Origin of the sequence: Paenibacillus alvei DSM 29 (assembly GCF_000293805.1) — a bacterium.
Taxonomy (GTDB): domain Bacteria; phylum Bacillota; class Bacilli; order Paenibacillales; family Paenibacillaceae; genus Paenibacillus_B; species Paenibacillus_B alvei.
In genome coordinates this window covers 800,512-822,870 of sequence record NZ_AMBZ01000001.1, presented here as the reverse complement: position 1 = coordinate 822,870, position 22,359 = coordinate 800,512, and the positions used below count along the sequence as shown (strand labels likewise).

At 46.9% G+C, this 22,359-nt stretch carries 19 protein-coding genes and 1 riboswitch; of the genes, 13 read left to right on the top strand and 6 right to left on the bottom strand.

All coding sequences use genetic code 11. The annotated features are described in order from the left end of the window. Window positions 1–28: 28 nt before the first annotated feature. Together PAV_RS32110 and PAV_RS03740 are read right to left on the bottom strand one after the other, a co-directional pair. Window positions 29–2,053, bottom strand: a complete 2,025-nt coding sequence (locus PAV_RS32110; protein WP_238555763.1) for an S-layer homology domain-containing protein — start codon at window positions 2,051–2,053, stop codon at window positions 29–31. A gap of 35 nt (window positions 2,054–2,088) precedes the next feature. Then, on the bottom strand, window positions 2,089–4,035 hold the full coding sequence (locus PAV_RS03740; RefSeq protein WP_005543639.1) for a VWA domain-containing protein: 1,947 nt from the start codon (window positions 4,033–4,035) through the stop codon (window positions 2,089–2,091). A 151-nt stretch (window positions 4,036–4,186) separates the two neighbouring features. Further along, window positions 4,187–4,274, bottom strand: a riboswitch (cyclic di-GMP riboswitch). Between the two features lie 449 nt (window positions 4,275–4,723). Between PAV_RS03740 and PAV_RS03735 the strand changes: the two genes are divergently transcribed. From PAV_RS03735 to PAV_RS03720, 4 genes are all read left to right on the top strand, one after another. After that, on the top strand, window positions 4,724–5,647 hold the full coding sequence (locus PAV_RS03735; protein ID WP_005543637.1) for an ABC transporter ATP-binding protein: 924 nt from the start codon (window positions 4,724–4,726) through the stop codon (window positions 5,645–5,647). After that, window positions 5,637–6,344, top strand: a complete 708-nt coding sequence (locus tag PAV_RS03730) for an ABC transporter permease (protein WP_005543635.1) — start codon at window positions 5,637–5,639, stop codon at window positions 6,342–6,344. Before PAV_RS03735 ends, PAV_RS03730 begins: the two co-directional genes overlap by 11 nt. Window positions 6,345–6,583: 239 nt before the next feature. Further along, window positions 6,584–6,784, top strand: a complete 201-nt coding sequence (locus tag PAV_RS03725; protein WP_005543633.1) for a cold-shock protein — start codon at window positions 6,584–6,586, stop codon at window positions 6,782–6,784. 302 nt (window positions 6,785–7,086) lie between these two features. Then, a complete protein-coding gene (locus PAV_RS03720) occupies window positions 7,087–7,734 on the top strand; it encodes a TVP38/TMEM64 family protein (RefSeq protein ID WP_005543630.1) in 648 nt (215 codons plus the stop codon). Window positions 7,735–7,823: 89 nt separating this feature from the next. On the opposite strand, the gene PAV_RS03715 is transcribed toward PAV_RS03720, so the two are convergent. Continuing rightward, window positions 7,824–8,639, bottom strand: coding sequence for a hypothetical protein (locus tag PAV_RS03715; RefSeq protein WP_005543629.1), 816 nt, complete (start codon window positions 8,637–8,639; stop codon window positions 7,824–7,826). A gap of 331 nt (window positions 8,640–8,970) precedes the next feature. On the opposite strand from PAV_RS03715, the gene PAV_RS03710 reads away from it, so the two are divergent. Next, window positions 8,971–9,285 carry a YbjQ family protein gene (locus tag PAV_RS03710; RefSeq protein ID WP_005543628.1) on the top strand — a complete coding sequence of 105 codons (315 nt, stop codon included), beginning with the start codon at window positions 8,971–8,973 and terminating at the stop codon, window positions 9,283–9,285. A gap of 136 nt (window positions 9,286–9,421) precedes the next feature. Here the strand turns inward: PAV_RS03710 and PAV_RS03705 are convergent, their stop codons facing one another. After that, window positions 9,422–9,631, bottom strand: coding sequence for a cold-shock protein (locus PAV_RS03705; RefSeq protein WP_005543627.1), 210 nt, complete (start codon window positions 9,629–9,631; stop codon window positions 9,422–9,424). Between the two features lie 280 nt (window positions 9,632–9,911). Here PAV_RS03705 and mug point away from each other — a divergent pair, with 280 nt between their 5' ends. From mug to PAV_RS03665, 8 genes are all read left to right on the top strand, one after another. Further along, window positions 9,912–10,418: a G/U mismatch-specific DNA glycosylase gene (mug, locus tag PAV_RS03695; RefSeq protein WP_005543626.1), complete on the top strand. Its 507-nt coding sequence runs from the start codon at window positions 9,912–9,914 to the stop codon at window positions 10,416–10,418. Between the two features lie 214 nt (window positions 10,419–10,632). Then, window positions 10,633–10,806 (top strand): hypothetical protein, encoded by a 174-nt coding sequence (locus tag PAV_RS34440; RefSeq protein ID WP_005543625.1) that lies wholly within the window; start codon window positions 10,633–10,635, stop codon window positions 10,804–10,806. A 178-nt stretch (window positions 10,807–10,984) separates the two neighbouring features. Further along, a complete protein-coding gene (locus PAV_RS03690; RefSeq protein ID WP_005543624.1) occupies window positions 10,985–11,437 on the top strand; it encodes a MarR family winged helix-turn-helix transcriptional regulator in 453 nt (150 codons plus the stop codon). Between the two features lie 54 nt (window positions 11,438–11,491). Then, window positions 11,492–13,294 (top strand): ABC transporter ATP-binding protein, encoded by a 1,803-nt coding sequence (locus PAV_RS03685; RefSeq protein WP_005543623.1) that lies wholly within the window; start codon window positions 11,492–11,494, stop codon window positions 13,292–13,294. 1 nt (window position 13,295) lies between these two features. Continuing rightward, a complete protein-coding gene (locus tag PAV_RS03680) occupies window positions 13,296–15,179 on the top strand; it encodes an ABC transporter ATP-binding protein (protein WP_005543622.1) in 1,884 nt (627 codons plus the stop codon). A 227-nt stretch (window positions 15,180–15,406) separates the two neighbouring features. Further along, on the top strand, window positions 15,407–16,600 hold the full coding sequence (locus PAV_RS03675; protein ID WP_005543621.1) for an iron-containing alcohol dehydrogenase: 1,194 nt from the start codon (window positions 15,407–15,409) through the stop codon (window positions 16,598–16,600). Between the two features lie 267 nt (window positions 16,601–16,867). Then, complete coding sequence (locus tag PAV_RS03670) at window positions 16,868–18,505, top strand: formate--tetrahydrofolate ligase (protein ID WP_005543620.1); 1,638 nt, start codon at window positions 16,868–16,870, stop codon at window positions 18,503–18,505. A 21-nt stretch (window positions 18,506–18,526) separates the two neighbouring features. Next, on the top strand, window positions 18,527–18,853 hold the full coding sequence (locus PAV_RS03665; protein ID WP_005543619.1) for an MTH1187 family thiamine-binding protein: 327 nt from the start codon (window positions 18,527–18,529) through the stop codon (window positions 18,851–18,853). A gap of 82 nt (window positions 18,854–18,935) precedes the next feature. Here the strand turns inward: PAV_RS03665 and PAV_RS03660 are convergent, their stop codons facing one another. Together PAV_RS03660 and PAV_RS03655 are read right to left on the bottom strand one after the other, a co-directional pair. Then, window positions 18,936–20,750 carry a glycerophosphodiester phosphodiesterase gene (locus tag PAV_RS03660; RefSeq protein WP_005543618.1) on the bottom strand — a complete coding sequence of 605 codons (1,815 nt, stop codon included), beginning with the start codon at window positions 20,748–20,750 and terminating at the stop codon, window positions 18,936–18,938. Between the two features lie 272 nt (window positions 20,751–21,022). Further along, window positions 21,023–22,288 (bottom strand): Glu/Leu/Phe/Val family dehydrogenase, encoded by a 1,266-nt coding sequence (locus PAV_RS03655; RefSeq protein ID WP_005543617.1) that lies wholly within the window; start codon window positions 22,286–22,288, stop codon window positions 21,023–21,025. Window positions 22,289–22,359 lie beyond the last annotated feature (71 nt).

Sequence of the window (22,359 nt, the reverse complement as noted above, 5' to 3'; positions counted from 1 at the left end):
TTTGCTGCATAATCGTGCTTTGTTGCGATTATGGATAGACAACATCGGCGTTGACTTTATCCCACGATTCGAAGTTATCCTTGATGCGGTGGTAGTCATGGTAGTTCGTGGCTTCCATCACATCGGAATAGTACCAGTTCGTTGGAGTAATGTCAGGCCATTTTTTCGCGTCCTTATGAATTTCATCATTGTGAACCTTGCGGTTCAGCACGCTGTTGATGAAGGCCATAGCTTCGGCGCGAGTAATGTATTGATTTGGCTTAAATGTGCCGTTTTTATAACCTTTAATCCAACCTTTGTTCGCAGCGGATACAATGTATTTCTCCGCCCAGTGACCGCTGATATCGGAGAACATCGTATTCGGCTGCTCGTTCAGCTTATCGAATCTCGAAGCAATCGCGGCGAACTCTGCTCTTGTAATTGGTCTTTCCGGCAGGAAGGAGCCATCAGGGTATCCCTTGATAATGCCCGCATTCTCCATGGTGGAGATGTGCCTGTTCGACCAACGTTTTTCGGCAATGTCCTTATAGGAGTTCGTGCCCTTCAAGAAGTTAGCCCGTGTGCTATTTTCCATTAGGCGATAGAAAATAACAGCTACTTCCTCGCGGCTAATTAGATTTTCCGGCTTGATTTTACCGTCCGGATATCCATTGATGTAATTGTAGTGATAGCTGGTTTCTAACTTTGGTACCGGCGGCAATGGTTGTACTGGTGGAACTGGTGGTAATGGCTTGGAGCTTGGATAATAGGAACTACTGCCGCCACTGCTGCTGCCTCCGCCACTTGAGTTTCGTGTGTAATAGAAGATGTATTCTTGCCCTTCCTTATCGGTGAAGGTGTAAGTGTCAGTGGATTTCACAGGTGTGTACCCTGATATGGACAGTGCTGTAAGCTCTACTTTTTCCCCGGCCTTGCCGTTCTTCGTCGTTGGATTCACCAACTGCTTGCCTGTTCCCTGCTCCACATACTTAATTGTCACATGTTGATCTGGATGAGTAATTGGATTCTTAATGTAGAGGATAGAGAAGGTCTGAGTCGCTTCTCCCGTGAAGACATAGTCATAAGCAGCGTGTTCCGGGTTGTAGACTGCATCTGTCACAGTAATCGGTGTAGGTTTCAGCGTAATGTGTTCCCCGGCTTTGCCTTTCAGTGAAGTTGGTTCTGCCAGCGGTGCAAGAGTTTCCTTATCCAGATGCAATACCGTCAGCAGCAATGGCTCTACTGGTTCGCCCTTCTTGTAGTAAATCGTATACAGTTGTTCTGGAGTCCCCTCAATTGTAATGTCATGGTTGAATTTTATTGGCTGGTACACGGCGTCAGCGACGGAAATTGGCTCAGCTGTTACATGAACGACTTCGCCAGACTTTCCACTGACCGTAGTAGGTTCATGCAGCACTGCGTCAGTGCCTTCTTCAAGATGATGAACAGTTACGAAATAGGTTGGCAGCTCTTTCTTGCTGTAGAAGAACGTATAGGATTGTTCAGTTTGCTCAGTGACTGCGTATTCATGCTGATAGGAAGCTGGCACGTAGATTACACCATCAACTGTAATATCTTCTGCTCTCAGTGTGATGGTTGCCCCAACCTTGCCGCTTGTTGAAGTGGACTCCTTCAGAACTGTGCCAGTAGCTGCATCCTTATAGTGGACGTGCACGGTGCGTTCTTGAGGAATAACGTCCTTCTTGGTGTAGATGAAGGTATAGGATTGCTCCTCTTTGTCAGTAATGGTGTATTCATGTTCATAAGCGTTAGGAACGTAGACAACACCATTAATCGTAATATCTTCCGCCTTCAGCGTAACCGTTTCTCCAACCTTACCGCTTGTCGAAGTAGATTCCTTCAGAACCGCACCAGTATCCGCCTCTTTATAGTGGACGTGAACAGTGCGTTCTACAGGAGCATTCTTGGTGTAGAAGAAGGTATGCTCTTGGTTAGCCTCAGCCGTGAATGTGTATTTGACTTCCGGATTCACTGAAGTGTAGCCTGTGATTTCAAGTGCAGTCAGTGTTACTGATTCTCCAGTTTTGCCGTCTTTCGAAGAGTCTTTTGCGATAGGTAGCTTGGTGTCTTGGTCAATGTAGTGGATGGTTATTTTTGTGGATTCGCGGTGTAGAAGAAGGTAACCACGTTGTCTGTAGCTTTGACGGTATAGGTTATTTCCGCCTTTTCAGGCGTGTAACCCGGAATATCCAGAGCTTTCAACGTAACGGCCTCGCCAACTTTGCCTGAATGAGAAGTGTCGTCGTCAGCAATGGACTTGCTCGTATCTTTATCGACGAACTTGATGGTGATAGGAAGATCCATCTTCTTGTAGAAGAAGGTGTATTCGTTGTCCTTGGCCTTGAACGTGTACTGAACCTCAGTCTTCTCAGGTGTGTAACCTGGAATGTCCAGAGCCTTCAACGTAATCGTCTGTCCGATTGTGCCGGAGAGAGAAGAGTCGTCGTTAGCGATGGATTTACCTGTTTCTCTATCTACGTACTTAATCGTTAACTTATGTGGAGCTAGCGCATATCCGAACCATATGGTTTTATTAGGCTCCTGAATCGTTAACGTTTCTTCTGTAGGATCAGTACCCTTTTTCAATACATAGTTATCAAGCTTCGGAGCAGGCACCTTGTATTTCGGCCCTATGTCCAGCGCGTCCTTGCCGTTGACGGTGAAGGATCCACTGTACAACTGCTCTGCAAGATCCACACGTTCAACAACCTTGCCGTCTGCGTTAATAGGCTCGCCTTGGTCATTTACCTTGTAGCCTTTCACAAGTATGGAGCCTTTGCCGAAGCTGACTTGCGGCACTTCAAACTCTTTTGATGTACGTTGTTGATTCACATCTGTGTATTCCATGGTAGTTCGCCCGTTTGTCGGGTAATTGACATCGGCGCTTGGATTTTTGGAAGAGTCCATTTTGATGGTATATGTCAAGGTTGCCGGACTTCCTTCTACGATGTTGCCAACGTCCCATACAAACGTTTCAGAAGCTGCATCCCATTTCACTGTCCCTTGAGATACTTTATAGTCTTGATTTTCAACAGGCGCATTACCCTTGAAAATAAGGTTAAACATTTCACCCATCGGATCCTTGACTACAGCATTTTCAGCCGCGTAAGAGATTTTCCCTGCCAGTTCAGAGAAAACCTTCTCCAGCTCCGCACTGTCAGATGGGTAATAGTTGTTTGCTGAAGCGCTGTTCTTTAATACATATACAGCGTTAGCATCATTGCCGACCTCAAGCCCGATCGAATAAATGTTGATTCCTGCATCCTTGGATGCCTTGGCTTGAGATATCGTAGGAATTCCATTGTCCTTAACCGTATAGTTGCCTATCGTGTATCGATCCCCGAACAAGCCAGAGGATAATTGATAGCTGTTGCCTGAACCGATAGTCTTGGTGTAGTCAAAATCTGATAATACAAAGTTGTACTTATTGTTGGGCCATGAATAAGAGGCAGCTTTTTTTGCAGGAGAACTGAACGTTGGCGCACCGTCGCTGAGCAGCACAATAAATTTATTTTTGGCTGAACTCTTGGTAGCTAATAAACGATGTGCTGTGTAGAGAGCGCTTTGTATGTTTGTCCCTCCGGAAGCCGAGATACCCTTAATATTGTTCAGGAGCTGCTGTTTATCATTCTGGCCAAGGAATCCGGATGATGTGTCCTCTGAGCTGGTGCTAAACGTGACAAGAGCAATTCTTGTTTTGACGTTGGAAAAAAGCAGCGTATTTACAAATTTCTCTGCTGCCTTTTTGGCATTGTCTAACCGTTTGTAGGATCTCATACTGTCTGACTTGTCTAAGACAAGTACGACATCGGTGTCACCGGCTTCAACGTTCTTCCCTTCGGCGGTTAGAGTAATCTGCCATTCTCCCGGCGTCCCGGTTGGCTTCGCTGTCTTGCTTAATTTCACAGCACCTGGTTCTGGCCAGATTGGATCTTGTGCGGCTGCATCTGCACTTTGCAGTGTGTGAGGAATAAACCCGAAGAACACGGCAAATACGCACAGCCATGTTACAGCTAACTTTACTCTACGTTTCATTCAATTCGCCACCTCATTTTTTCATTTTATTCCTCCCTTAACTACAGTGAGTCCATGCCTCCTCATTCTTATTTATATAGCTCAACGGAAAGTTAATTCCGTCGGAACCTCACATAAATAAAAAAAGTCCGGCTGCAATAACGCGATCGTTAGTTGCAGCCGGACTGTCATAGGTCATAAGACCGTTAGACTCCGAAGCTTTGCGGCCTAATCTTTCGATTAGTGTGCCCTATGAGATTTAATTAAGTGCTTCGTAAATGTAAGCGTAGATGACTGAGATCCTAGGCATAGGGAACTATCATGCTCAATATAGGTTAAGAGGAACAATTTGTCAATGATAAGAAAATACTAGTTGGTATACATACTACAAGTATTAACCTACTAGAGTTGAATCATACATCGGACAGAGTGTCGTATCTTACTCTATTACGAGAAATTGATATGCTAGTGAATTCAGATATAGAACATAAATATTCATTTGAATCGCCGCCATGTCCATATGATAATAATTAGAGTAGTTAAAAGACTGATTTGCAAATTCACATATGGTGTATACAGCCGGTAAAACAATCACCCCATAGGGCTTAAGATTTTTGTAAGGATTGAGTAAGGAATAAGAGAACACTGTCTTATACAATAACTATGAAGACATCGGGAAATTGGCAACTGAGTGAGAGGAGATACTGCCATGACGTATCTAGTACGTACACATCATCTGTCGAAGACGTTCCAAGGCAAAGAGGTCGTCTCGAATGTAAATATGAATATTCGCCAGGGAGAGATCTATGGATTTCTAGGGCCGAACGGGGCCGGCAAAACAACGATCATGAAGATGATCACGAACCTAATTAAGCCTACGATTGGTCAAATCGAATTGTTCGGAGAAACATTAGCTCCTGATTCCTATCATCTGCTATCCCGCATGGGGACAATTATCGAATACCCCGTATTTTATGACAAGCTGTCGGCGAGAGATAATCTGGAACTGCATTGTGCATATATGGGGTATCACAATATGCATTCCATTGATGAGGCACTGGAGCTTGTGAAGCTTCATCATGTTGGAAATAAATCGGTCAAGGACTTTTCATTAGGAATGAAGCAGCGCCTCGGTATCGCGAGAGCAATATCGACGAAGCCGGAGTTGCTTATGTTTGATGAGCCTATTAACGGACTGGATCCGATAGGGATTAAGGAGATCCGGGATTTGCTGCTTATGCTGAGCAAGCAATATGGCACGACAATTTTGATATCCAGTCATTTATTGGGTGAGATTGAGCTTGTCGCAGATACGATTGGCGTCATTAATCATGGCCGGTTAATTAAAGAGGTATCCATGGATGAGGTTCGAATGAAAAATTGTGAATATGTTGAGATTGTGACAAGCGACTGCACGCGAGCTTCATTCCTGCTAGAAGATAAGTTAGGCATACACAATCTGCGGGTTATGGATGAGCGGATGATCCGGGTATATGATCCGAATATCCAGCAAGGAGTGTTGACGAAGGAATTGGTCCTGAATGATATCCAAATTGAATCGATCCACAAGAAAAACAGTTCCTTGGAGCAGTACTTTTTATCGTTATTGGATGGAGGCGATCATGTTGCTTAATCTAGTAAAATTGGAGCTTCGAAAGTTTAAAATTGGCGGATACATACGTGGGGCGATCATAGCTAACGTCGTCATGATGGCGTTACTATTTTTAATGTTATATACCCGGACACCGTTAGATGATATTGCTTTTCCCGAATATAATGCCCTTTTTGCGGGCGTGGATTCAATCGTACGGCTGACGTTTATTACCTTTGCAGCTGTGCTATTATCACGATATATTATCGAGGAGTATAAATCTAAGACCATCAACATCTTGTTCATGTACCCGATAAGCCGGAAAAAGCTCTTGATCAGTAAGCTGTTCATTGTTTGTACATTTACATTCGTCAGCATTATTTTATCTGAAATCGTGCTCAGTGCGATTTTGCTGACGGCTAATGCCGTGAAACCCAGCATTCAAGAGACGCTGACCTTGTCGATTATCGGGGAAGGGGCATTCCAATTCGTGATGAACGCGCTGGCAGCGAGTTTGATGAGTCTCATTCCTTTATATTTTGGCATGAAGAAATATTCGACGCCGGTAACGATTACTTCTTCCTTGCTTATTTCGCTTATTGTATGCTCCAACAATGTAGGAGTTGGCGGTATATCGTTAAATTCCATCATTATCATTCCAATTAGCTTGGCACTAATTGGTGTATTCGTTATATATATGACGATTAAGAAGGTTGATCGAGTAGACGTTGTGAACTAGCGCAGCTGCTGTCGTGTCCAAGTTCGTTGAAGGTACGGCTTCGACAACGCGATTCAAAAACAAATTAAAAAACAGGAATTGCTATTTAGGTAATCCTGTGGTAAGATAACTATATTCAAATTTGACCTGATTCACATATTGCAGAGGGTTATTTTGAAACAGAATAACCTTGTCCAATATGTGAATTTTATTTATTAATGTAAATAAGAGGTCATGTAAATTTTAGGAGGTATTTGTTCATGCAAACAGGTACAGTTAAATGGTTCAACGCAGAAAAAGGTTTCGGTTTCATCGAAGTTGAAGGCGGCAACGATGTATTCGTACACTTCTCCGCAATCACTGGCGACGGATTCAAAACGTTGGACGAAGGCCAACGCGTTGAGTTCAACGTAGTTGAAGGCAACCGTGGACCACAAGCTGAGAACGTTGTAAAGCTGTAAGACACGTAAATACAATGCCCCAAACCTTAGGTTTGGGGCATTTATTATAGGTATTCAGAATAAGCTGTACAACAAGGAGCTGACCCTCAGGGTCGGCTTTTTTCATATGCATTGGTAATGATTATGTACGAAGTGAGCTTGGAATGTGCCATGTAATTGTCGATCTTTTTTTGTGCAGGAAAGCGTATGAGCTTCCTAAATTATGTTATGCTATTTGCAAGCAAGCTAACAATTTGCATGACTGCAAGGGGATAGAACCATTTTCAGACAGATTAATATAGAGGCTGGTGGATACGTACAACATGGAATTATCCGAGATTACCTCTTATTTTACAGAAGAACATTTGACGGCGCTGTTGGAGCAATTCCGTTCCTTCGGGCCGCTGCCCGGCATCTTGTTAACATTCATGAAATCCTTTATCCCTCCGCTGCCTACCATTGTCATTGTTGGTGTCAATGCTGCGGTATATGGGCTGTGGTGGGGGTTCCTTTATTCTTGGATCGGAATTGTGAGCGGCTGCATGTTGACGTTCCTCATCGTTCGCAAGATAGCAGGCCACCCTCTGCTGTCTCGTTGGGCAGAAAAGCCGAAGGTGAAGAAGAGCATGTTGTGGGTGCGTCATAACGCCTTCAGTTATGTTTTCCTGCTCAGTATTTTTCCTGTAGGGCCGTTCGTCCTCATAAATATGGTCGCGGCCGTGGCGCGTATGCGCATTCGTTCCTTCTTCATCGCCATTTCATTCGGGAAGGCGCTAATGGTGTTCACCGTATCTTATATTGGCCACGATATTCAACGGTTTATTGATCACCCATTGCAGCTTATTTTTGTTGTCTTATTTATCGGTCTGTCCTTGTATATTAGCAAAAAAATTGAAGCGCGCTTTACACGTTATGCTAATGAAGATGAACGCAGCGCTGCCATCATAGAACAACATAAGCAATCGGTATAAAGGTTCCCCGGATAAACTCCGGGGATTTTCATTTTTACAGAAGAAATCTGGCTCATTACATGACAACCATAATAAAAACCTAATGAACGTCAAGCAAACGCTGCTCTTGCTTTGTGCAGGATCTCGGTAATGCGTGCCTCATGCTGCTCCAGCTTCTTCTTGGACTGATCAATTTGACGAATAAGAGAGACAAGCGATGTTAGGGATTGGAGCGAGCTTTTTGCATCCCCCTTCTTGACGGCTCGATGGAGTGAGCTCCATAGAGGTGTAGCGCGTTTATGGAGTTCGCTGACCCTGCTCCGCTCAGATTTCATTTGCGCATTGACGGAAGGAATGCCCGCCAGAATCTCACGTACACGTTTGACGAATTTCGATCTGCTGTCTCGCGCTTTCTTCACAGCCCCTACCTTTGCTTTAATATCCATTCGGGCTAGCTGTACAGCGGCCTTCACAATATCGCGCTGCTTGCGCAGCATTTCCTTTCTCTCGTCTTTTTTGGAGACTATACGGGAAATTTGATCGTTCAGTAGCTGATAAGAAGCGAACAGGGGCTCATAGCGCTGTCTTGTCTGCTTTAGAGAGGCTTCCAGTTTGTTAATCTTATCAGTATCCCATTGCTGGAGCCTGCTGCGGATATTGGTTAAGGTCCCCTTGTTTTTTGCTTGCAGCTTTTTTAATGAACCATCACGCTGCAGGATTTGATTTTGCAGAGCAATCAATTCACTGTACATGGTGTTCATAGAGCTTGCTTGTACAGTCGCTGTCGATTCCGTCATTTTCGTCATTGCTGACTTGGCTGAGGGAGACAATTCTTTCCCGGCTGCATGGGATATAGCTAAGAATGGTGGATGCAGGAGCAATGCGATTAGCATGATAGCTATGATGTTCCCAATTCTTCTTTTCATTCTAAACCTCCTTAATCGTTCATTCATTTTCCAGGCAACAAAAAAACCCGCAAGAAGGGCGTTTCTGCCCATTCCTACGGGTGCTTCCGTCGCAAGAAATGTTGTTATTCAATCCTTATGTAAAATATAACCAATCGGTTGTGTCTTTGTCAAGACGATCACTGATCAGGCTGACGGGTTTCGTAGCGATGGATGTTGCGAAAATGTAAGTAAAAGATAGCAGATTGTCATGTAATTCGATGGGTTCAATGAATGACACCCTGTATACTGGAGATTATAGAAGACAGTGAATACTTCATCATCCCAACTTTGCCTTAGGAGGAAATAAGCTATGATCGTTACCACAACATCAATTATTCAAGGAAGAGAAATCGTAGAATATAAAGATATTGTTACAGGAGAGGCCATCATGGGCGCTAACGTTGTTCGAGATTTCCTTGCATCTGTGCGTGATGTGGTGGGCGGACGCGCTGGCGCTTATGAAAGCAAATTGAAGGAAGCGCGCGAAATTGCGATGGAAGAAATGAAGGATGGAGCAAGACGGCTCGGAGCCAACGCTGTTGTCGGCATTGATGTGGATTATGAAGTTGTGCGTGAAGGAATGCTGATGGTTGCCGTAAGCGGCACCGCAGTTGTTGTTCGTTAATTAAGAAGTGGAATAACTAAGAGGTCTGGACAGCTTATTGCGAGCAGGACAGACCCCTTTCGCTATAGAAAAAAATGCGGCCAGCCTCCAGTCCATGAACCGGTGAAGCCAGCCGCGGTCATCGAAGTTGAGCGTTCTACTTCGTGTGGGCGTAATTGGTGTTGTTCGTTAGTGTAGGGAGCATCCGCGTTGATTCAACCATGGCGGATTGGCAAATCGGGCAGGTTGGGGTTTCGTCGAATGTGAAGTTCTCCCGCATCCAGCAAGAGCAGCCGTCTTGACTGCATTGCCAAATGGATGTTTGCTCCTCGGGAACTGGCTCGGGTTGTTTTTTTGCATAGTACATGGTAGAACCCTCCTTTTATTTGTGCGCGCTGATGAGATGGGATAAATAAAAGCGCGGGCTGAATGAAAAGAACTGCCCATATGGACAGCCCCTCTATTCACGATTGACTCGGCAAGTTCCAAGTATGTTTGCGAGCGCAGTCGGCACGGTGATAACAAAAATCACATAGTCATGCCGTTTTGCATGTTGCCGCTCTTTTATTATGTGAGGCAACTTCGAAAAATATGCGAAATTTTCTAATTTCACATGATGCTGTAAATGAATGAAGGAGGTCAAATCCATGAATGCCATCCCAGATCATCTTGCTCCGCATTTGCGCATTTTGTTCGTTGGCTATAATCCCAGTCTGAGATCAGGGGCGACAGGGCATCATTATGCCAATCCACGCAATCGATTTTGGCAAATCATTTATCAGGCGGGGCTGACCCCGCGCTTATATCGGCCGGAGGAAGATGGGGATCTTATTGAACTGGGTTATGGATTTACGAATATTGTCGCTCGACCAACGCGAACAGCTGCGGAAATCACGGCAGAGGAATACGCCGAGGGCCGACAGTTGCTTCGACAAAAGATTGATACTTATAAGCCGCAAGCTGTATGCTTTGTGGGCAAGGGCGTATATGAGAAGTACAGCGGGCGCAAGGGTGTTGCTTGGGGAATACAACATACACCGGTTATTGAGGGAGTATGTGAATTTGTGGCTCCTTCCTCTAGCGGACTTGTGCGGATGAAGCTTGACGAGATGGTAAGCATTTATGCTCAATTAGCAAGTTATCTCTCCATCTAAGAGTAGGATAAGACTCCTCATTTAACATGGAGGACGATGAAAGAGCATTTGCGAGGATAACTGCAAACGAACGGTACTTTGCCATGTGGATGATCTTTCTTGCGGGCAAAAGCGGCAGGAGGAGCTGTCACCACATTTTTCTAACATGAGTCTACTCCGTATACTTAAATAGGCTAAAATTGTGCACGTACAACAAGCGAGGAGTGACTTCTGTTTGAGTTACGAACAAATGTTAGATCGACGAAATGAACTGTTGAAACGGAATATCCAGCAATATATTGCGCAGGACAATCAGCACGGATTGAATTCACAAGAACAATACTTGATGAATCATATGATTAAGGAGCTTCACCAGAATATGCATGATCTTCATGCCAGCCATAAATAAGGCAGTTCGGTGGATGAGGTTGAATATAAGAGGAATAAAGGCGTCTGCTTCAGCAGGCGCTTTTTTGTGTGCATTTAAGCACTTATGGATAGGGTGCTTGAATCGGATTCATGACTATGATAGACTACTGTCACAAAATAGGTAGTCGGCTAAATAAATGGGAGGGTGTTTGCAAGCGATGGATGATACATATTTGGATTCGCTAGAGGTGCTGCTCACGCAGGTTGTTCGGGCGTACAACAATGAAATGATGAAGAAGGTTCAGGACGTAGGCATTCATCCTGGTCAGCTGCCAATGCTATTTTTGCTCAGTGATCAGGATGGCCGCAGTCAGAAAGAGCTGGTAGCGAAGGCGAAAATTAAGCCAGCAACCGTAACAGTGATGCTGAACCGCTTGGAGAAAGCGGGACTCATTGAGCGGCGGTCAGATGAGGAAGATTTGCGCGTGTCGCGGGTGTATTTGCTGCCAAAGGGCAAGGAGGCAGTCGGACATGTGCAGGAGGCAGTGAAGGAAGTTGAACAGCAGTGCTTTCAGGGATTCCGAGAAGAGGAAAAAATACTGCTTCGCCGTTTTTTGCTGCATATGCATCATAATCTATCTCCTTATGATGAGGAGGAAACAGACGAATAAGTTCGACATTTATTATTAGTTGTCAAACTAATGTGAAAGGTGTGCGCTAATACCATGAAAAAGTTATTTGCTTATATACTGCCCTATCGCAAAGCGGCACTATGCGCCATGCTCCTCATGCTCGTTGAGGTCATGTGTGATTTAATGCAGCCGACACTTATGTCTCATATTGTTGATTATGGTGTAGCGAATCAGGATATGGGATATATCGCAAGAACAGGGCTCATGATGGTCGGGATCGCTTTGGTTGGAATCGCAGGTGGAATGGGCTGCGTCTATTTCGCCAGCACTGCTTCTCAGCACGTCGGTGCGGATATTCGCTTGGACATGTTCAAGAACATTCAAACTTTCTCCTTCGACAAATTGGATCAGTTCCATACCTCCTCTCTAATTACTCGATTAACGAACGACGTGGTTCAAGTCCAAAACGTGGTTCTTATGATGCTTCGCATGCTGACGCGTTTTCCGCTGTTGTTTATTGGCGGAATTGGCATGGCTTTTGCCCTAAACGCGCAGATGGCTCTTATTTTCCTCGTGACAGTGCCGCTGCTGCTTGGGGCATTAATCCTCATTTTTCGTAAAGGCATTCCCTTATTTAAACATGTACAAACAAGACTGGATAAATTGAATGGCATCATTCGTGAGAACCTTGCAGGAGTTCGCGTAATTAAAGCATTTGTTCGCTCTGATTATGAGAAAGAACGGTTTCAAGAGAAAAATGAAGACTTGGCAGAGATGACGGTAAGGGCAGCTCGAGTTATGGCGCTCATGATGCCTGTCATGATGCTGGTGATGAACTTTAGTATTGTAGCTGTTCTATGGTTTGGCGGCATGAAGGTCGACGGCGGTAGCATGCAGGTGGGCGAGGTCATTGCATTTACAAACTATATGATGCAGATCTTGTTCGCCCTCATGATGGTTGGAATGATGCTAATGACGTTGTCTCGTGCCAAGGTATCTGCTGATCGGATCGCAGAGGTGCTGAATACGAAGACTGATATTGCTGATAACATTGCTGACAACGTCGCTGATGCCTCGTACAGCAGTGCAGATAGCTGTGCAGATGGTGAAGCATGTAATCTGGAAGATAGGTCGTCAACACATTCGGCTTCGCGCGGTGAGCTCTCCTTCGATAATGTCTCTTTCGGCTATGCGGGGGGAGGGGGACAACTGGTACTGCAGCAAATTTCCTTCACGGCGCAACCGGGAGAACGAATTGCCATTCTGGGGTCGACCGGTGCGGGTAAGTCGACGCTTGTCAATTTAATCCCTCGCTTCTATGATGTGACCGAAGGTCGTATCCTGCTCGATGGGACAGATATTCGTCATATTCCCTTGCGCTATCTGCGGCAACAGGTTGGCATGGTGCTTCAGGAGTCTATTTTGTTCTCGGGGACGATTCGGGATAATATTCGCTGGGGGCAAGCGGATGCGGCGGAAGAAGAGGTGCAGGCCGCTGCTGAAGCCGCGCAAGCCACTGAGTTCATTCACAAGCTGCCCGATGGTTACGATACGATAATTGGCCAGCGGGGTGTCAATCTGTCAGGCGGGCAGAAGCAGCGCTTGTCCATTGCACGGGCGCTGCTGAAGCGGCCCGCCATCCTCATACTAGATGACAGCACGAGTGTGGTGGATACAGGTACGGAGGCGCGTATGCAGAAGGCGTTCCGTGAACAACTGAAGGGTACGACATGCTTCATTGTTGCCCAGCGAATTAGTTCCGTGCTGGATGCGGATCGAATCATTGTGCTGGATGACGGCTGTATTGTTGGCATAGGTACTCATGGGGATTTGATGGAGAACTGTGACGTGTATCAGGATATTTATCGTTCTCAAGTAGGAGAGGAGGCGGTATAGCATGTCAGAACATCATTCTCGTTCAAGGAGAGAGCAAGAGCAAGGTTCCGCCACTGAGCCCTCCATAAAAATGATGGGACATAAAGGGCCTGGTTCGGGCGGAAGCATGCATCTCATGGGTTCCCCCAAGAAGGCGAAGCAATCCAAGGCGACGGTGTTAAGGCTGTGGAGGTACTTGCGTGCAGAGCGTACGCCGCTGTTTCTTGTTTTTCTGCTCGTCGTCGCAAGCTCCATATGTGCACTCATTGGGCCCTACATGATTGGCAAGGCTATAGATAGTCTTGGAATTGGCCGCGGTACGGCGGACTTCGCGCTGCTCGGAACACTGGTATCGGGATTAATTATGATATACGCGCTCGGTGCATTCACGTCATGGACTCATACGTATATGATGGCCAGCATATCGCAGCGGACGGTCAAGGCGATTCGGAAGGATGTATTCGATAAGGTACAAACATTGCCGCTTCGTTTCTTCGATGAACGTCCTCGCGGTGACGTGATGAGCCGATTGACGAATGATGTGGAAAACATCAACAATTCTTTAACACAGAGCACCATTCAGATTTTCACTAGCGTTATCACAGTGACTGGGGCTATCACTATGATGATAGCACTGAGTCCTGTACTGGCATTAATCAGCCTTATTGTCGTTCCGCTTGGGCTGTTTGTTACACGGAGCATTGCCAAGCGTACACGCCGATTTTTTGCCGATCAACAGCGCGAGCTGGGAGACATGAACGGATATATTGAAGAAATGATCTCGGGTCAGCGAGTGATTAAGGCATTCTGTCGTGAGGAAGAGGCAATTGCTATCTTTGCAAAGAAGAACATGCAGTTGAAGAAGGTAGGCATTCAAGCGCAAGCATTCTCAGGCTTCATTCCCCCGCTTATGAATGCCATCAACAATATCAGCTTTGCCTTAGTGGCGGCAGTCGGCGGTTATATGACGGTTCAAGGCGTCATTACAATCGGCATTATTACGGCTTTCTTGAATTATTCCAAACAGTTCGCTCGTCCAATAAATGAGCTGGCCAATCAATACAATATGCTGCAAGCGGCGATTGCGGGTGCGGAGCGTATCTTTGAGATTATGGATGAACAGACGGAGTATGCGGATCAACAGATGAGTTTGCCTATGACGGGTATAAAGGGAGAGGTTGTCTTTCGCAATGTATCCTTCGGGTATAAGCCGGACGTGCCAGTGCTGAAGCATGTTGAACTGACGGCGAGTCCCGGACAAACAATAGCGCTTGTAGGCCCGACAGGGTCGGGGAAGACAACGGTTGTCAACTTGTTGATGCGCTTCTATGATGTCAATGATGGCTCTATTCTCATCGACGGCCAAGACATCAGGGATATGGATAAGGACGAGCTGCGCGCCTCTATCGGCATGGTACTGCAGGATACCTATTTGTTTGCTGGCACTGTGAGGGATAATATTCGGTACGGAAGACTGGACGCGACAGAGGAAGAGGTTGAGCAGGCGGCAAGGCTGGCTAACGCACATTCGTTTATCATGCGTCTATCTGGTGGCTATGATGCTGTTCTGACAGAGGACGGAAGCAATGTAAGCCAAGGCCAGCGTCAGTTGTTGACGATAGCGCGGGCTATTTTGGCCGATCCGGCCATCTTAATCTTGGATGAAGCGACGAGCAGCATTGATACGAGGACAGAGATGCATATTCAGAGGGCGCTTCAAATCCTGATGAAGGGACGTACGAGCTTTGTGATCGCGCATCGATTAAGCACTATCCGAGAAGCGGATCAAATCCTTGTTATTGAGAATGGATGCATAATAGAGCGTGGAACGCATAGTGAATTGCTGAAGATGGAAGGATTTTATTACCGATTGTGCATGAACCCTCTTGCCCAAGAAGTGTCCTAATGCAATCGGAGTTTTACAATTGGCATTTTAATCCAATGTCGGCTTGTTAGGAAGAGCTGCTTGTATCGAGGAGGCGGCTCTTCTTTGTGTCTGCTGCAAGCACTTTTTGCGGGGGCTGTCCATGGATGTAGGTTGATCAGGGACTTGAAGGATGTTACGATCATACTTCCGGATCCATGTGAGCATTAGCAAAATAGGTTCAAGTTAAAGAAGAGGTGAGGTAAGTAATGTTTACACACAGATTTGCACCCTATCAATATACTGGCTGGGGATCGGTAGCCCAGCTGTTGCCTGAAGTAGAGCGTCATGCGCCAAAACGGATATTATGCGTTACAAGCAAGTCGGTTTATCGCAACGGCACTGTGGAGCGTGTGCTTCAACCACTCAAGAAAGCAGGCTATGAGATTGACATTTATGCGGATACGATGCCCGAGCCGCCACTTGCGGCAGGCGAGGCGCTCGTCCAGTATACGCGTGAAGGGAAGTTCGACCTCGTCATTGGTTTGGGCGGGGGAAGCGCGATGGATCTTGCGAAGCTGGCGGCAGTTCTATCGCAGCATGAGGGAGCAGTAGCGGAGTATTTGAATCTAAGCGGGACTCGTCCATTGACTGTAAGGGGCCTGCCGAAAATTCTTATCCCCACGACATCAGGAACAGGCTCGGAAGTAACGGATATTTCCGTGCTGTCATTGGACACGACCAAGGATGTTGTGGCTCACGATTATTTGCTGGCTGATGCGGCGATTATTGATCCAGAACTGACTGTGAGTGTGCCGCCGCGGGTTACTGCGGCATCGGGAATGGATGCACTAACACATGCGATTGAGGCTTATGTATCGATCCACGCCAGCCCAACTACGGACGGGGTAGCGCTGCATGCGATTCGCTTGATTAGTCGTTCGCTCGTCCGGGCAGTGAAGGATGGTACGGACAAAGAAGCGCGGACTGACATGAGCTATGGCAGTTATCTAGCCGGCCTAGCCTTTTTCAACGCAGGAGTGGGCGGCGTTCATGCTCTTGCATACCCATTGGGCGGACAATTCCATTTGTCCCATGGTGAGTCGAATGCTGTGCTGCTGCCGTATGTGATGAATTATATCCGTGGCGCTTGTATGACTCGTCTTCGACATATTGCAGAGGCGATGGGCGCAGATACTCGGGAATTAACGGATGCAGAGGCATCTTGCTTAGCGGTCGAACGGATGAAGCAGTTGATTCAAGAGTCAGGAATTCCGCATACGTTGGATGCTTTTGAGATACCTCGTGATGCATTGGATTCGCTCGTGAAGGATGGCATACAGCAGCGGAGATTGCTCGCTCGCAGTCCGCTGCTGCTGACGGAAGACGATATTCGACGTGTGTATTCATCTGCTTTCGAAGGGGTGCCGACAGAGGCAGCTCCGATTCATCATGAGCCATGAACCATCAGCGGTAAGGGACTTAGAGCCAATAATTAGAAAACCATTTATATAGAGAAGGAAGGGTCTGCTTCTCATGCATCCATTTAGACGTGGAAGCTGGGAAAACAGGCTCTTTTTTCATTTGACACAATTGAGTTGTAAGGATCACATGTAAGTGGCGGAATAGGCGTGTATAATAGGGGTATTAGGTATTATAGGAACTTAGGAATGAATATCACATGTATTCCAGATTGAACACTACCGGATGCAGGGGGAGACGGCGTAACTATGAAGCGTATCGTAGATGTTGCAGCGCAATTAGGCATTCCACAGGAAGAGGTAGAACAGTACGGGAAGTACAAGGCCAAACTGGGGCAAGAGGTATGGGATCGCGTAGCTAATCAACCGAACGGGAAGCTCATTCTTGTCACCGCAATGAATCCGACGCCGGCAGGAGAAGGGAAGACATTGACGACAATTGGGCTGACGCAGGGTCTAAATCGTATTGGACGCAAGGCGGTAGCGGCTTTGCGGGAACCATCTCTTGGCCCATGCATGGGGATGAAGGGCGGTGCTACAGGCAGCGGAAGAGCGCAGCTTGTGCCTGCTGAAGATATTAACCTACACTTTACTGGTGACATTCATGCTGTGTCATCCGCGCATAGTGTGCTGGCTGCTATGCTGGATAACCATATTTATCATGGAAACGCGCTGCGTATTCATCCTTCGCGTATCGTATGGAAGCGGGCGGTCGATATGAATGACCGTGCGCTTAGAAGCATCGTAATTGGTCTAGGAGATGGCAATGGTGCAGTTCGCGAGGATGGGTTCATGATTACGACGGCCTCGGAGATTATGGCCGTATTGTGCTTGGCTGAGGATATGGACGATCTCCGCAGCCGCTTGGGACGCATTGTGGTAGCTTTTAATGAAGAAGATGAACCGGTTACTGCGGCGGATTTGAATGCAGTGGAAGCGATGTGTGCATTGCTGAAGGATGCCATCCACCCGAACCTAGTGCAGACTGGAGAGGGAGATCCGGTGCTGGTGCATGGCGGGCCTTTTGCGAATATCGCACATGGCTGCAGCAGTGTTCGGGCCACGCGACTTGCACTGAAGCTGGCTGATTATGTAGTAACGGAGGCGGGCTTTGGGGCCGATCTTGGAGCAGAGAAGTTCATGGATATTAAATGCCGTCAGACGGGATTGTTCCCATCGGCAGTTGTACTGGTTGCTACAGTAAAGGCATTGAAATATAACGGCGGTGTTCCCAAACAGGAGCTTGCTGTTGAAAATGTGGATTCGGTTCGGGCCGGATTCGTAAATGTGAAGCGCCATATTGAAAATATGAAGCAATTTGGGGTGCCGCTAGTTGTCGCAGTGAACCGATTCGCCACCGATTCGCCTGCCGAGCTTGAGGCTGTCATAGAATTATGCGGGGAATCGGGAGTACGGGCGATTTTGTCGGAGGCTTGGGAACAGGGCGGCGAAGGATGCCGAGAGCTGGCACATTATGCAGCAAACTTAGCTGATTCCTCCGAAACAGAAGCGAAATTCCAACTGTTGTATCCAGATGAATTCTCTATTGAGGAGAAGATTGAAGCAGTCGTTACACGCATTTATCGTGGTGCAGGCGTTCATTATCATCCTGCAGCGAAGCGTGCGCTGCGCAAGTTAGAGCAGCTTGGTGTGAGCCGATTGCCTGTATGTATGGCGAAAACTCCATATTCCTTCTCGGATCGTGCAGGTCAGCTTGGAGCACCTGAGCAGTTCACCGTTGAAGTGAAGGATGTCCGCTTGTCTGCTGGGGCTGGCTTCATTGTGGTGCATACAGGGCAAGTGATGACGATGCCGGGAATGCCGACGGAGCCCGCTGCTGAGCGCTTATCTGTTGACTCGCAGGGCCGAATTACGGGCCTGAGCTAGTTCAAGAAAGGATTGATCGTTGTGGCAATAGCAGAGATTACTGTAATTCCTGTGGGCACGGGCTCTACAAGCTTGAGCGGGTATGTGGCAGGGATGCAGAAGGCACTGGAGAGTGTCGAAGGTATTACCTATGAGCTCACCGCGATGGGAACGATTATAGAAGGGCCGCTGGATCGGCTGCTTGCAGCGGTGCAAGCTCTTCATGAGAGTCCATTTGAAGCGGGAGCGCAGCGAGTGTCTACTGTGCTAAAAATAGATGATCGAAGAGACAAGCCTTCTTCGGTAGCTCAAAAGCTTCAATCCGTACGAGAAAAGCTGAATAAGGACAACGAAGACGCCCAAATATAAATGACGACAAAAACACCCGGTATGATGGCCGCTAGCGCTGCATACCGGGTGTTCGTGCATGAAGGAGCGGCAGCTCCGTCATTTATTGTTCCAATTTCTCTTCTTGATGCAAGATTTGGATCGTATCGATTGCCTCGGCAGCGATATCTGTAATAATCCCATCTGCCCCTAGTGTGTAGAAGCGCTCAACACTATCCACATCATTTACGGTCCATACATAAATAGGCTTGCCGCTCATCTTCGCGGAGCGAATCAGCCTAGGTCGAGCGAATGACTCTTCTACGACGAAGAAGTCTGCCTCGAATCGATTGAGCGGAGCGAAGGTTGCAAAAATAACATATCCAACCGTTAAGTCTGGTGCAGCCTTCTTCACTTGCTGTACGAGCTCATAGTCGAGGCTTTGCACGATAATTTGTTTTTCGGCTTTATGTTTTCGTATCGTGTCGACAAAGATAGGAACAAGGTTTTTCTCATGCCCATGTGTTTTCAGCTCTACATTCAGCTTGATCTTTCCCTTTGTTCGCTCCAGTACATCGTCAAGGGATGGCACGTAGTCACTAAATTCTCCAACGCGCAGCGGAATTTGCTGTAACTGAGCGAGAGTGAGGTCGTACACATTCACATTTTTGCCGGACAGCCGCTTCAAGTTCTCATCATGGATGACGGCAAGCTTGCCATCCTTCGTTTGCAGAATGTCGAGCTCAATATAATCGGCCCTTGCTCGAATAGCTCCTTCGAAGGCCCCCATCGTATTTTCCACACCGGAGGTAACAGCGCCCCGATGAGCCATAATAATGAACTTATCATTGGCTTCTCCCCAATCAGTCAGTAAGGTGGTTGCACCCCAGCCGATAGCGATCAAAATGAGCAGCCCGAAAGTAGTCACTGCTGAACGGTACCGCCGTAGGAGTGAGCGCCGCATATCGCGGCCTTCCCATACAGATGCATCAACTCCATCGATATCGATGTTCACATTGTGAACACCTTGATAACGTACGTACAACAATGTAATAACGGTAATAAACAGCGGCGTCATGACAAGGGTAGCGATATACAAGCCTAGACTGAGCATTATACCGAATGTGATGAATAAGGTAGACTCGCCGCCTCCATCAGGAAGCATCATTCCAATGAAAATAAATAAACAGATAAGCAGAATGAACAGGATTAGGAAAATGAAGGCCCATTCTAATACTGCTCTAACTAAAGACCACTTGCTCCGCCAGAACAATCGGCCGCTTCTGCGAGCAGCGTTCCAAAATTGATTTTTCCCCTCTAATACCATAATCGGAAGGGCGTAAATGCAAAACAAATTCAGAACAAGGATAATCAGTGCAACAATGACCAGGGCGATCGTTCCAATACTTGTCTTCATCAGCTCTCCGGTAACGAAGTTTGGTATCGTTACATTAGGCAGCAGTGATCCGCCGATGCCAGCGTCAAGCAAAGGGAACAGCAGCAGCAAATAGAGAGCGAGACCGAATATCCCGATGCGCCATAAGCCTGGAAGGCGAGAAATCGCCTTGAGCAATACAGGCCGAATTCGTGCTCGCTTTTCCTGAATTCCATAATAGGCAATGTAGACGAGAACCGCGAGCTCGGTGTAGATGAGCATTATTGCGATCGGTGCCATGAGCAGGAGGCTGATTAGGCCATATCTGCTGAACACGAAGCGCAGCAGGTCATGGTTGGCGGCTGCATTGAAGCCCCCAACATCGAGTATTTTGTTGAACAGTATAGTGAGCAGCGGGATGAATACGCCTATCGTCAACAATTTATACACCAATTCAAATAGGAGGAAGGGACGATACGCATATTTCCACACCTTCACAATATCCCGTGTCATTCGAAAGGGGATGAAGCGGGAACGGTGCTTTTTGGTATGCTTCGCATTCATGATTTCGGTTTTCCTTTAGATACGGTATCGTTAATCTATAGTATTCATTATAGACGAAGCTTCGGTTGTTACCAACACTTGGGGATGAAAACGGCCAGTTTTAATTAGTAAAATATAGTTGATATTGTGCGTGGAATGAATAGACTCAATACATGTTGACGATAGAAAATATATTCTAGGAAACAAAGAAACAGCCCTCTCACTTCAAGCAGAAGGTAAGAGGGCTGTATATTCCGGGTTATCGTTCATTAGGCTGTCTGTGGCTAAATTGCTTATACCCAGCCTCTTGCGCGCATAGCTTCAGTAACGCGCTGAAGCGAAATCATATAAGCAGCCGTACGAAGATCTGTACCGTACTCTTTTGCCAAATCGCGAACAGCATTATACGATTTCACCATATTCACTTGAAGCTTCTCAAGAACTTCTTCCTCACTCCAGTAGTAGTTCATCAGGTTTTGTACCCATTCGAAGTACGATACGGTTACGCCGCCGGCATTCGCCAGGATGTCAGGGATAACAATCGTTCCATTTTTATTCAGGATTGCATCCGCTTCAGGTGTTGTTGGGCCATTTGCGGCTTCTGCAATGATGCGTGCCTTAACGCGCGGTGCGTTTTCCTGCGTAATGACATTTTCCAATGCAGCCGGAATTAAGATATCAACGTCCAGTTCAAGCAACTGCTCATTGCTGATATGGTAGCTTGCGCCGTAGTCCAGGATTGTTGCTTCGTCCTTCAACTGCTCTACTCGATCCAAATCAAGGCCATTTGCATCATAAACACCGCCGCGGGAATCGCTGACTGCGACAACAGTCGCGCCCAGATCTGTAAGCAAGCGAGCTGCAATACGTCCAGCGTTACCGAAGCCCTGAACGGCTACCTTTGCTTTTTCGATTGGCAGCTTAATATCTTCCAATGCGGATTGGATCGCGTATACGCAACCTTGTGCAGTTGCTGCGTTCCGACCTTGGGAGCCGCCAATAATAATTGGCTTGCCTGTAATGACTCCTGGGGAGTTGTGTCCGCGCAAGCGGCTGAATGTATCCATCATCCAGCCCATAATTTGTGGTGTTGTATATACGTCTGGAGCTGGAATATCGCGCTCTGGGCCTACGATGTCGGCAATTGCCTCCATGAATGCGCGGCTTAGACGCTCAAGCTCGCCTTTGCTCAATGTGCGTGGGTCAACAATAACGCCGCCCTTGCCGCCGCCGTATGGCAAGCCAACAACGCCGCACTTGAATGTCATCCACATGGAAAGTGCTTTTACCTCGTCAATTGTTACATCCGGATGGAAGCGAATGCCGCCCTTTGTTGGTCCTACTGCATCGTTATGCTGCGAGCGATAGCCTTCAAAGATACGAACGGAGCCATCATCCATTCGAACCGGAAAGCTGACCGACAGAACACGCTTTGGTCTTTTCAGCAGTTCTGTTACATGCTCCGGCAATTGCAATTTAGCAGCAGCAGTATCAATTTGCCTCTTAACGATTTCATATGGGTTAAGTACTTCTGTTTGTTCGCGTTGTATGGTTTCCATAGGACTTCCACCTAACCTCTCTGCAATATAGGAACACTTTTCACACATTATACTGACAATGTGCGCTTTTT

Coding starts and splice junctions, on each gene's coding strand:
- PAV_RS03675 (WP_005543621.1), top strand. CDS start 15,407: ATGTTTACACACAGATTTGCACCCTATCAATATACTGGCTGGGGATCG.
- PAV_RS03680 (WP_005543622.1), top strand. CDS start 13,296: ATGTCAGAACATCATTCTCGTTCAAGGAGAGAGCAAGAGCAAGGTTCC.
- PAV_RS03720 (WP_005543630.1), top strand. CDS start 7,087: ATGGAATTATCCGAGATTACCTCTTATTTTACAGAAGAACATTTGACG.
- PAV_RS03660 (WP_005543618.1), bottom strand. CDS start 20,750: ATGAATGCGAAGCATACCAAAAAGCACCGTTCCCGCTTCATCCCCTTT.
- PAV_RS03735 (WP_005543637.1), top strand. CDS start 4,724: ATGACGTATCTAGTACGTACACATCATCTGTCGAAGACGTTCCAAGGC.
- PAV_RS03730 (WP_005543635.1), top strand. CDS start 5,637: ATGTTGCTTAATCTAGTAAAATTGGAGCTTCGAAAGTTTAAAATTGGC.
- PAV_RS03690 (WP_005543624.1), top strand. CDS start 10,985: ATGGATGATACATATTTGGATTCGCTAGAGGTGCTGCTCACGCAGGTT.
- PAV_RS03710 (WP_005543628.1), top strand. CDS start 8,971: ATGATCGTTACCACAACATCAATTATTCAAGGAAGAGAAATCGTAGAA.
- PAV_RS03670 (WP_005543620.1), top strand. CDS start 16,868: ATGAAGCGTATCGTAGATGTTGCAGCGCAATTAGGCATTCCACAGGAA.
- PAV_RS03705 (WP_005543627.1), bottom strand. CDS start 9,631: ATGTACTATGCAAAAAAACAACCCGAGCCAGTTCCCGAGGAGCAAACA.
- PAV_RS03740 (WP_005543639.1), bottom strand. CDS start 4,035: ATGAAACGTAGAGTAAAGTTAGCTGTAACATGGCTGTGCGTATTTGCC.
- PAV_RS03725 (WP_005543633.1), top strand. CDS start 6,584: ATGCAAACAGGTACAGTTAAATGGTTCAACGCAGAAAAAGGTTTCGGT.
- PAV_RS03655 (WP_005543617.1), bottom strand. CDS start 22,288: ATGGAAACCATACAACGCGAACAAACAGAAGTACTTAACCCATATGAA.
- mug (WP_005543626.1), top strand. CDS start 9,912: ATGAATGCCATCCCAGATCATCTTGCTCCGCATTTGCGCATTTTGTTC.
- PAV_RS03715 (WP_005543629.1), bottom strand. CDS start 8,639: ATGAAAAGAAGAATTGGGAACATCATAGCTATCATGCTAATCGCATTG.
- PAV_RS03685 (WP_005543623.1), top strand. CDS start 11,492: ATGAAAAAGTTATTTGCTTATATACTGCCCTATCGCAAAGCGGCACTA.